This window comes from Robertkochia flava (assembly GCF_020166515.1).
GTDB classification, from domain to species: Bacteria; Bacteroidota; Bacteroidia; order Flavobacteriales; family Flavobacteriaceae; genus Robertkochia; species Robertkochia flava.
This window is the reverse complement of record NZ_JAINZT010000005.1, coordinates 611500-622572: the sequence shown is the minus strand read 5'-3', so window position 1 is coordinate 622572 and position 11073 is coordinate 611500. Positions and strand designations below refer to the sequence as shown.

At 44.5% G+C, this 11073-nt stretch carries 11 protein-coding genes; 7 read left to right on the top strand and 4 right to left on the bottom strand.

Translation table 11 applies throughout. The features are described 5' to 3' along the window. Positions 1–196 (top strand): hypothetical protein (locus K7R11_RS09145; protein ID WP_224490226.1); only part of this gene is annotated, 196 nt, incomplete at its 5' end. 159 nt (positions 197–355) lie between these two features. Here the strand turns inward: K7R11_RS09145 and K7R11_RS09140 are convergent. Continuing rightward, complete coding sequence (locus K7R11_RS09140) at positions 356–1015, bottom strand: DUF4294 domain-containing protein (RefSeq protein ID WP_224490241.1); 660 nt, start codon at positions 1013–1015, stop codon at positions 356–358. 148 nt (positions 1016–1163) lie between these two features. Here K7R11_RS09140 and K7R11_RS09135 point away from each other — a divergent pair, with 148 nt between their 5' ends. Genes K7R11_RS09135 through K7R11_RS09120 form a run of 4 tightly spaced genes read left to right on the top strand, consistent with a single transcriptional unit; the run spans position 1164 to position 5419 of the window. Next, a complete protein-coding gene (locus K7R11_RS09135) occupies positions 1164–2252 on the top strand; it encodes a M42 family metallopeptidase (RefSeq protein WP_224490225.1) in 1089 nt (362 codons plus the stop codon). Between the two features lie 5 nt (positions 2253–2257). Next, positions 2258–2821 carry an NUDIX hydrolase gene (locus K7R11_RS09130; protein WP_224490224.1) on the top strand — a complete coding sequence of 188 codons (564 nt, stop codon included), beginning with the start codon at positions 2258–2260 and terminating at the stop codon, positions 2819–2821. 31 nt (positions 2822–2852) lie between these two features. Further along, positions 2853–4754 (top strand): DUF294 nucleotidyltransferase-like domain-containing protein, encoded by a 1902-nt coding sequence (locus tag K7R11_RS09125; RefSeq protein WP_224490223.1) that lies wholly within the window; start codon positions 2853–2855, stop codon positions 4752–4754. Next, on the top strand, positions 4754–5419 hold the full coding sequence (locus K7R11_RS09120) for a 3'-5' exonuclease (RefSeq protein ID WP_224490222.1): 666 nt from the start codon (positions 4754–4756) through the stop codon (positions 5417–5419). Before K7R11_RS09125 ends, K7R11_RS09120 begins: the two co-directional genes overlap by 1 nt. Positions 5420–5471: 52 nt before the next feature. On the opposite strand, the gene acs is transcribed toward K7R11_RS09120, so the two are convergent. The 3 genes from acs to K7R11_RS09105 form a co-directional block, all read right to left on the bottom strand. After that, positions 5472–7379 carry an acetate--CoA ligase gene (gene acs / locus K7R11_RS09115; RefSeq protein WP_224490221.1) on the bottom strand — a complete coding sequence of 636 codons (1908 nt, stop codon included), beginning with the start codon at positions 7377–7379 and terminating at the stop codon, positions 5472–5474. A 157-nt stretch (positions 7380–7536) separates the two neighbouring features. After that, the gene (locus tag K7R11_RS09110) at positions 7537–8490 is read right to left on the bottom strand and encodes a phosphoribosylaminoimidazolesuccinocarboxamide synthase (RefSeq protein WP_224490220.1); all 954 of its coding nucleotides are present in this window, start codon (positions 8488–8490) and stop codon (positions 7537–7539) included. A 304-nt stretch (positions 8491–8794) separates the two neighbouring features. Further along, positions 8795–9754, bottom strand: coding sequence for a PhoH family protein (locus K7R11_RS09105; protein WP_224490219.1), 960 nt, complete (start codon positions 9752–9754; stop codon positions 8795–8797). A 178-nt stretch (positions 9755–9932) separates the two neighbouring features. Here K7R11_RS09105 and K7R11_RS09100 point away from each other — a divergent pair, with 178 nt between their 5' ends. Both K7R11_RS09100 and K7R11_RS09095 read left to right on the top strand, forming a co-directional pair. Continuing rightward, complete coding sequence (locus tag K7R11_RS09100) at positions 9933–10763, top strand: SAM hydrolase/SAM-dependent halogenase family protein (RefSeq protein WP_224490218.1); 831 nt, start codon at positions 9933–9935, stop codon at positions 10761–10763. After that, positions 10763–11059 carry a putative quinol monooxygenase gene (locus tag K7R11_RS09095; protein WP_224490217.1) on the top strand — a complete coding sequence of 99 codons (297 nt, stop codon included), beginning with the start codon at positions 10763–10765 and terminating at the stop codon, positions 11057–11059. Before K7R11_RS09100 ends, K7R11_RS09095 begins: the two co-directional genes overlap by 1 nt. The last annotated feature ends 14 nt before the right edge of the window (positions 11060–11073 follow it).

Genomic DNA, 11073 nt, shown 5'->3' with positions numbered 1-11073 from the left:
GAAAATATTTTTTCCAAGTTGCCCTTCGCGTTTTCAATGCCGTGTAAAAGAACTTTTTCGCTCCAAACTGCCCCTCTTACAAGGTGCCTTGTTGTTCAAAGCGGGTGCAAATATAAGACGGGTTTTTAATTACACACAAACTTTCAATGCAGTTTTTTTCAAAAAAACCAAACCCAAAAAAGCCCTGCGCTCATAATCAAAGGATTAAAGCGTTTTAAACAGGGAATAGCAATGCATCCCACCGGATTTTACAACAATGTCACAGAAAAAATGAGAGTTAACTCATTGAGTACTAAAATAGTAGGTTTATTTAGAGCGGACTTCAAAGATAAGAAAAAATTGGAGTTTCCTCCAACTAATTTGGATCTAATTTATTGATACTCCACTTGTTAGTTAGTTCTCCGTAGTCAAAATCCAATACAGAGGCCTGAGGTTCCAGTTGTTCACTGGCAAAGGCTCGTTGCAGAATGTCTTCTATAAGGTAATCTTCATGAACCACAGAAGGTTCATAGGTCTCCTTCAGGGAAATATCGAACATGCTCGCAGTGGTATTGTACCAGAAGGCCCTCCACCCGCTCCTTAAATTACGAACCAGGTCAAAGGCTGTATTCCCGGTTTGCCTGTAGATAAGCTTCACCAGGATCTGCCCTTCGGTTCGGGTTAGTTTTTTAAGTTCTGCTGAGAATTCCTCTTCGATATACTTCTGGATGATCCTGGTATACCTGTTTCTGTCTGCATTCGTTTCCATCCTGCCTAATCGCTCGTTGAGCTCCGTAAGCCTTTCGGCCGCCAGTTTAGCATAGGGATACACCTTAAGAGTCTTCCTCTTTAATATATAATAGTGTCTTTTGGCTTCATAGTTATCGAATACCAGGGGTTGAAAAACAAAAACCGGGTCCAGCTCAATGGCTGTTCTGGGGATGGAATCCCCTTCAAAAAAGAAGTATTGCACAGGCACACTGTCTCTCTGGCCGGGAATCTTTAAAGAGTCCGCCTTTTTCACCTGTGCATACATCACAGAGGTGGAGAGCGTCCATATGACAATTAAAATCAATCGCAACTGGTGTAGATTTGAGCTTGTTCAAAAATAGGAAATAACTCCTTGGCACCTTATTAAATCTATGTGAATTTCTTAATTTCGTGCATCACTAATAATTAATGATATGACTAAGAAAAGTATACTCAATGAAGACTCCATGAGTTTTCTGGAGCGCTACCTGAATAACCCCTCTCCTACCGGATACGAATGGGAAGGACAAAAACTTTGGATGGACTACCTGAAACCGTATGTAGACACCTTTATCACCGACATCTATGGTACTGCCGTTGGAGTGATCAATCCGGAGGCCGAATACAAGGTGGTTATCGAGGGGCATTCTGATGAGATCTCCTGGTATGTAAATTACATTACAGACAATGGCCTTATTTACGTGATCCGTAACGGGGGAAGCGACCACCAGATCGCTCCGTCAAAAGTGGTGAATATACATACCGACGGGGGAATCGTAAAGGGTGTCTTCGGTTGGCCTGCCATTCACACCAGGGACAACAACAAGGAAGAAGCTCCCAAACTGGAGAATATTTTTATTGATATCGGAGCTAAGGATAAGGCCGAAGTGGAAGCCATGGGCGTGCATGTGGGGTGTGTGATCACCTACCCGGACGAATTCTTTATTCTCAATAAGGACAAATTCGTATGCCGGGCGCTGGATAACCGGATTGGCGGATTTATGATCGCTCAGGTTGCCCGTTTATTAAAGGAAAACAAGAAGGACCTGCCTTTCGGACTTTACATCACCAACTCGGTGCAGGAGGAGATCGGCCTGAAAGGGGCAGAAATGATCACCCAGACCATTAAACCCAATGTAGCCATTGTAACCGATGTAACCCACGATACGACCACCCCGATGATCGAAAAGAAAAAGCAGGGGCATGCCGAAATCGGAGCCGGACCTGTGATCTCATATGCGCCGGCAGTACAAAACAGGTTAAGGAAACTCATTATAGAGACCGCTAAAACCAAAGAGATCCCATTTCAGCGAATGGCAGCATCCCGCTATACAGGAACCGATACCGATGCCTTTGCCTACAGCAACGGCGGAGTTCCTTCTGCCCTGATCTCTCTTCCTCTTCGTTATATGCACACCACAGTGGAAACCGTACACAGGGAGGATGTGGAAAACGTGATCAAACTGATCTATGAAAGCCTGCTTACCATTAAGCCCAACCATAACTTCAGTTATTTCAATTAATCAGCATGGATGAATGGGTAGACATATGGACGGATGACGGGAAACCTACCGGCAGATCCATATTAAAATCGGAGGCCCACAGAAAAGGCGTCTTCCATCCTACCGTTCATCTCTGGATATACAATTCCCTTAAACAGGTCCTCTTTCAGAAGAGGGCCTGTTCAAAAATGACATTCCCCGGGAAATGGGATGTATCTGTAGCGGGACATATTACTTCGGGAGATGATGCACCGGAGACTGCGGTGCGGGAAGCCCGGGAAGAATTAGGCCTTTCCCTGAAGTCCACAGACCTCAAATGGATAGGCATGCACCCATCAAAGACCGTACACGCCGAAGATGTTATCGACAATGAATTCCACCATATTTATTGTATTGAATGTGACTTTTCGGAAAAAGACCTGGCACTTCAGAAGGAAGAAGTCGAGGAAGCATGCTGGTTTCCCTTCAGCACCCTGGAAGCGATGCAGGACCCGGACCATTTCGATGAGGTTTTTGTCCCTTTTGACCCTGCATACCTGAAACTTGTTATACACCACCTGACTTCCATATTTCAAAAGAAGACACCCTGACAGCACGGGTATTTTTTATTAATTTCAACATATGAGAAATACGATCTCCCTTCGGATTGCTGACTTTTTGAAGTCCTACCCGCCATTTCATCTCCTTGAACAGGAGGAATTAAAGTCGATTGCAGAAGAGATCACGGTACAATACAATTATAAAGGAGAGCATTTATTCAAACAGGAAGACCCTTGCAAACCGTATTTTTACCTTATCCAACAGGGTGCCGTCGAGATCTATCAGAACGAAAACGGGAAAGAAATCACTCTGGACCAATGTGACGAAGGCGATCTTTTTGGCCTGAGACCTCTGTTTGCCGGGAAGCATTACAGTATTTCCGCAAAGACCCTGGAGGAAAGCATATTCTACCTGATCCCTATACAAGCCTTTAAGCCGATCACAGTTAACAACCCGAAAGTGAGCGAGTACCTGCTAAGCAGCCTGGCCTCTAACACACATACTCCTTATTACACCGAGTCGCCCTCCAGAGGCAACCTGGACCTGACATCAGACATCCACGAACTGCAAACTGTTCATTACAACAAGAAGCTTATCTCCTGCAGTAAAGATACCACCATTAAGGATCTGGCAGGGCTTATGAACCTTCACAGTGTTGGTTCGGTAGTGATCCTTGAAGACGGAAAACCTACAGGCATTGTTACTGATAAAGACATCCGGGTAAAAGTTGCCTCCGGTAACTGGGATATACAAATGCCGGTTAAGGAAATCATGAACAGTCCGGTAATATGTTATCCAGCATCCCTTACCGCCTCCCAGGCACATCTTGCCATGATGAAACACCGCATAAGTCATATCTGTATTACGGAAGATGGCACCCCCAATTCAAATGCACTTGGTATTGTTGCCGAACACGACCTTATTGTAAGCCAGGGTAACAACCCTTATTTTCTTATGAAAGCGCTCCTAAGAGCCAAAAAGACCAAAGATTTAAAGAAAATACGGCGGAACATTACAGCACTTCTGGAACAATATATAAAAAGCAATATTCCCATGACCCATATATCGAGGGTCATGTTTGAATTGAACGATGCCACGATCAAGAAATGTATCGCGCTTAGCATCAAAAAAATGAATACCCCTCCCCCATGTAAATTCGCCTGGATGTCGCTGGGAAGCCAGGGGCGTAAAGAGCAATTACTTCTTACCGATCAGGACAATGCTATTGTATTTGAAGATCAGGATGAGGCATCTTATCCGGACATTCACACGTATTTTATGGAGCTGGCCAAGAACGTAAACAAGCGTCTTCTCAAAATCGGATTCGATTATTGCCCTGCAGACATGATGGCCGGCAATCCTAAATGGTGCCTGAGCCTTAGTCAATGGAAAGAACAATTTTCCGACTGGGTTAAATCTCCCATTGACGATCATATACTGTTGTGCCAGGTTTTCTTTGATTACGATATCAGCTATGGAGAGCTGAATCTTGTTAACGCCCTGGCCGACCACATCTTCAAGGTAACCAGTGACCTGCCTATCTTTAAAGCCAACCTGGCACGCAGTGCCCTGCTCAATCCCTCTCCAATGGGATTTTTCAGACAGTTCCTCCTCGAAACCAATGGAGAATACAAGGACTTCTTTGACCTTAAAAAAAGGGCCCTTATTCCCATAACCGATGCTGCCAGAGTGCTGATCCTCGAACACCAGGTTAAAAACATCAACAACACCTTTGAGCGCTACGAAAAACTGGCCGAACTCGAACCCCAGAACAGGGAGTTATACCTCTCTGCTTCCTATGCGACGAAGGTCCTCTTAAAATTCAGGACCCGTCAGGGGCTTATGCATGGAGACAGCGGAAGGTTCATCGACCTGAAATCACTTTCCAAAGAAGAAAAAGTAAAACTTAAAAGATGTTTTAACACCATAGGCGATCTGCAGGATCTTATCAAACTCCGCTACAAACTCGTAAACCTGATCTGATGAAGTGGTTCACCAAAAAGTCAACCGACGATGCTCCGGGATTCTGGAAGGCGTATCTGGAAACCTTCAGGGAACCGCTTCCGGAATTTGCGCATCAAACCACCTATGTCGCTTTTGATACAGAAACCACCGGTTTCGATTTTAACCAAGACCGGATCCTGGCCCTGGGCGCAGTTAAGATCCTGGATAACCAAATCCGTTTAGACGACACCCTGGAAATTTATACGACACAGGATCATTTCAATCCCGATACAGTGCCTATTCACGGAATTCTCCACAATCCCCGGCATCAAACCATTTCTGAGCTGGAGATGCTGAAACAGTTTCTGGACTATATTGGAAACGCCCCCCTTATTGCTCATCACGCCAATTTTGATATTGGCATGATCAACCAGGCTTTAAAACGCCATGGATTACCACCGCTCAAAAATAAAGTTGTGGATACCATGAAATTTTATCGAAGAGGACTGATCACCTCCAACCTTGTGGATAAACAAAGAAGCTATAGTCTTGACGAGGTAGCAGAGAAACTGAACGTCCCCCTGAAAGACCGTCATACGGCGGCCGGCGATGCTTTTATTACCGCGCTGATTTTTATGAAGCTTTGGCGAAGATGGGAGAAAAAGAAAAGCCTGAAAACCAAAACGCTGATCAGGGTTCAATAAAAAAGCCGGGGATAACCCCGGCTTTCACATATCTGTCTTTGCAGTGAATGGATCATAAAACCCCTTTTTTGATCTCCTCAACTACTTCAGGGTTGAGTAAAGTGGAGATATCCCCAAGAGAGGAACCATCTCCCGAAGCAATCTTCCTTAGAATTCTTCTCATAATTTTCCCGCTTCGGGTTTTAGGCAACCCGGATACGAACTGTATCTTATCCAGTTTTGCAATGGGGCCAATGTGTTCTGTGATCTGCTGGTTGATCTCCTTACTCAGGTTACTGCGGTCTCTGCTCTCTCCCACTTCCTTCAAGATAACAAAACCGTATAATGCATTTCCCTTAACGTCATGCGGGAAGCCCACAATAGCCGATTCTGCCACCGCAGGATGCTCATTTATGGCATCTTCTATAGGGGCAGTTCCTAAATTATGTCCGGATACAATCACCACATCGTCTACCCTACCCGTTATACGGTAATACCCTACGGCATCTCTAAGCGCACCATCTCCGGTAAAGTAGGTATTTGGAAAGGCAGAGAAATACGTGTCGCGATAGCGTTCATGGTCTCCCCATATGGTTCGTGCCATACTTGGCCACGGGAATTTTATGCATAATCTGCCGCTCACCAGGTTCCCTTTTATTTCCTGGCCATTCTCATCCATGAGTGCCGGTTGAATACCAGGCAACGGCAGGGTGGCATACGTTGGAATGGTAGGCGTAGCATAAGGTATCGGAGAGATCATGATTCCTCCTGTTTCCGTTTGCCACCAGGTATCCACAATCGGACATTTATTATTACCTACGTTGTCATTATACCAATGCCATGCCTCCTCATTGATCGGTTCGCCAACTGTACCTAAAACTTTAAGCGAAGACAGGTTGTAACGGGAAACAAAATCCAGGTTTTCCTTGGCCAAAGCCCTGATGGCCGTTGGCGCCGTATAAAATTGATTTACCTTATGTTTTTCTACTATTTCCCAAAACCTGCCAAAATCGGGGTAAGACGGCACCCCTTCAAACATCAGGGTGGTAGCCCCGTTAATTAACGGGCCGTAAACAATATAACTGTGACCGGTGATCCAGCCAATATCTGCAGTACACCAGTACACGTCATCGTCCTTGTACTGAAAGATGTTTTTGAATGTATAGGCACTGTATACCATATACCCTCCACAGGTATGAAGCATTCCTTTGGGTCTGCCTGTTGAGCCGGAGGTATAAAGTATAAATAATGGATCTTCTGCCTCCATGATCTCCGGTTCGCACTCGGGAGATGCTGCATCCAATAAAGGCTGTAACCACACATCGCGCCCCTCCTTCATAACAACTTCTGTTCCGGTTCGTTTCACCACCAATACCCTGTTTACACAATCACATTGCTGCAGGGCTTCATCGACTATCCCCTTAAGATCTATCGACTTGTTCCCTCTGAAAGAACCATCGGAGGTGATCACCATTTTACAACTGGCATCATTGATTCGGGTTGACAGGGCGGTAGATGAAAAACCTGCGAATACCACCGAATGAATGGCTCCAATCCTGGCACAGGCCAAAACCGCAATGGCCAGTTCAGGAACCATCGGAAGATAAATGCAAACCCGATCCCCTTTTTCGACTCCCTGAGACCTTAACACATTGGCGAATTTCCCCACCCGGTTATGAAGTTCCTTATAAGTGATCTTTACAGCAGGTTCAGAAGGATCATTAGGCTCCCATAAAATAGCCACCTTGTCACCTTTGGTAAGTAAATGCCGGTCGATACAATTTTCTGTGATGTTCAGCCGGGCACCTTCAAACCATTTCACCTCCGGTTTACTGAAATCCCATTCCAGAACCTTATCCCATTTTTTTCGCCAGACAAAATGTTCTTCGGCGATTTCAGACCAGAAATTTTCAGGATCTCTCACCGATTTCCGGTAGATCTGATAGTACTCTTCAAGATTTTTAATGTGGTAATTGCTCATAGTGAATTGGTTAATGGTTTGGATAAGGATAATATTGTTTTTACACACCTGATCTCAGGCTATCAAATAAACGAGAATCCGATATTTTTTGCAAAAAAAATACCCCGAACATCGGGGTATTTTTTATTTTTTGTGATTTTTTAACGTATTACAAATACTACAAACTCTTTAAGTATTTGCCAACATTTTCTGTTATTCTTTCTTCGATATCCGAAAGATCACTCTTTACAAAGGGTTCTCCGGTAATTTTCTCATACAACTCAATATAGCGTTCAGACACCGAGTTCACATAGTCATCGCTCATTTCCGGAATCTGTTGACCTTCCAGTCCCTGAAAACCATTGGAAATAAGCCATTGGCGGACAAACTCTTTAGACAATTGTTTCTGCGCCTCTCCCTTTTGCTGACGTTCTTCATAGCCCTCAGCGTAGAAATACCTGGACGAATCCGGGGTGTGTATCTCGTCTATGAGAACAATTTCCCCCTCTGCCGTTTTTCCGAATTCATATTTCGTATCCACTAGGATAAGTCCTCGTTTGGCGGCAATTTCTGTACCTCTCTGAAACAAGGCCCGGGTATAGTTCTCCAGCACCTGGTAATCTGCCTCAGAAACGATACCTCGCTTGAGGATATCTTCACGGGAAATGTCCTCATCATGGTCTCCCTTTTCTGCCTTGGTTGCAGGCGTAATAATGGGTTGTGGGAATTTATCATTCTCCTTCATCCCCTCGGGCATCGGAACTCCGCAAAGCTGCCTTTTGCCTGCCTTATATTCTCTTGCAGCGTGACCGGAAAGATATCCCCTGATCACCATCTCCACCTTAAAAGGCGTGCATTTCTTACCTACTGCAACATTGGGGTCCGGAGTAGCGATCAACCAGTTTGGAACCAGGTCTTCCGTATCCTTCATCATCTTTGTGGCGATCTGATTGAGGATCTGCCCTTTGTAAGGAATGCCTTTTGGCATGATCACGTCAAAGGCAGAAAGACGGTCTGTAGCAACCATGACCAGGAGGTCATTTTCAAGGCTGTACACCTCTCTCACTTTACCCCGGTATACATCTTTCTGACCCGGAAAATTAAAATTTGTAGAAGTGATAGTGTTCTTCATAAGTATGAATCGTAGCTATTATTTTCAGGAGCAAAGATACTTCTAATTCTACTATTGTTTCAGCTTATTTCGCAACCTTTTCGGTCGCTGTTTTTCAAATAAAAATTGATACAACTTACAACTAACATACCTTCTAAGAAGACCCGGTTATATTTCTGCCTTATTTAAGGGAACAGGTACTGAAAACCGGGTATCTTGCACTACCTTTTTTACATTGTCAGGCATGACGGTTTACAGACGGTGATCTTCTATAATCCCGGAAGGATCCGAAATGTACCTGAAAAGAAATTTAACCGGAAAGGCATCAGGCATTCGAATGCTCTATGGTCTTATAGGCCGCGATTATGCTTTTAACCAGCCTGTGGCGTATAACATCCTTATCATCCAGGTACAGCATGCCTACCCCCGGAACATCCTTAAGCACCAGGACAGCTTCCTTCAGTCCGCTGATCACCCTTCGGGGAAGATCGATCTGGCCGGGATCTCCGGTAATCATAAACTTGGCATTTTTTCCCATACGGGTTAAAAACATCTTCATCTGCGCATGGGTGGTATTCTGAGCCTCATCCAGGATCACGAAAGCATTGTCCAGGGTACGTCCGCGCATAAAGGCCATAGGAGCGATCTGTATGATTCCGTTCTCAATATAATTGGTTAGTTTCTCAGCAGGTATCATATCCCTGAGTGCATCATAGAGGGGTTGCATATAGGGATCCAGTTTTTCTTTCAGGTCTCCCGGGAGAAAACCAAGGTTTTCTCCTGCCTCTACTGCCGGCCTGGTAAGAATGATACGACGCACCTGCTTCTCCTTTAATGCCTTCACGGCAAGGGCCACACCTGTATAGGTTTTCCCGGTACCGGCAGGGCCAATAGCGAAAACCATGTCGTTCTTCTTCATCAATTCCACCAGCTTTTGCTGATTGGAAGTTTGTGCTTTTATGATCCGGCCGCTAACCCCATGCAGGAGTACCTCCCCATCGAGATGGCTGTTTTCATCTAACCCTTCCCGGGCGTCTGAGGTGAGGATACGTTCAATTATATTTTCATCCAGCTGATTGTATTTCCCAAAATGAGTGACAAGCCTGTCAAACCGTTTGTCAAACTCCTCCAGCATTTCTTCATCGCCGTAGGCTTTTATCCTGTTTCCCCGGGCAACGATTTTGAGCTTGGGAAAATACTTTTTGAGCAATTGAATATTGGTATTCTGAGCTCCAAAAAAGTCCTTTGGATTTATTTCTGTAAGTTCAATGATCAGTTCGTTCAAAAGCGTTTGGTTTTTGGTGGGTTATTCTATACTTGACTCAATAAAGTTTGAACCTGAATTAAAAAAATCGCTTTCTTTTTAGTAGGTTTGTTAGCAGTTGTGATCTTTATAAAGGGTCCTAAACAAACATAAGCAAAAAAAGATTTTCCTAATTAAAAAATATATCAACAATTTATAGATGGCGATCATTACTCTGACTACAGATTTTGGGGTGCGAGATCACTTTGTGGGAGCCATTAAAGGGTTTATTTACAGCGAGCTACCGGAGGCTGTTATTGTTGATATTTCCCACCATATAAGTCCGTTCAATATCACCGAAGCGGCCTACATTCTCAAGAACGCCTACAAGACCTTCCCTAAAGGAACCGTGCATATCATTGGAGTGGATTCCGAATTGACCCCGGAGAACAAACATATCGCTGTAACGATTGACGGGCATCATTTTGTGGGGGCCGACAATGGGATTCTCTCTTTCCTGGCCCAGGAGATCGTGCCTGAAAAAATTGTGGAGATCAACATCCACGACCGGGTTCAGGGGGTGTTTCCTGTTCTTGACGTATTCGTAAAAGTAAGTACTCATCTGGCCCGTGGAGGTCAGCCGGAGGTGATCGGGAAACGCATCGAATCGATGAAAGTTCTAAAAGGATTGTCTCCTTTGGTCAACACAGCCGGCGACCAGATCAGTGGCAGTGTGATCTACATCGATAATTACGGAAATGTAATTTCCAATATCTCCAGGAAGTTCTTCGAAACGCACCGCAAGGGACGTGGTTTTGAGTTGTATGCCCGTAACCATAAGTTTGAGCGAATCCATGAGAAATACAGCGATGTGATCAATTTCAATGCAGAAAAGAACCGCAGAAATGCCGATGGAGAACGATTGGCCATATTCAATTCTTCCGGGCTCATCGAAATCGCTGTCTATAAGAGTAATCTGGAAACTGTTGGCGGGGCCTCCAGTTTACTAGGATTAAACTACAGAGATTCCATAACCGTAAAATTCGTGTAATGCTGATAAGGATTGTCAAAATGGGTTTCGAAGAGCCCTTTATACCCCAATTTTTAAAGAACTTCGATCAAAATAAGGAGAAGATCCGCCAATTCCCCGGATGCCTGCATCTGGAACTTTACCGGGACCGGGATCAGTCGAATGTATTCTTTACCTACAGCTATTGGGATCAGCCGGAAAGTCTGGAAAAGTATCGTCAATCAGATGTATTTCAAGGCATCTGGAAAGAAACCAAGAAAGGCTTCTGTGAAAAACCGCAGGCCTGGAGTGTAGACCGGATACAGAGTTTACCTTAAGTAATTATATTTAT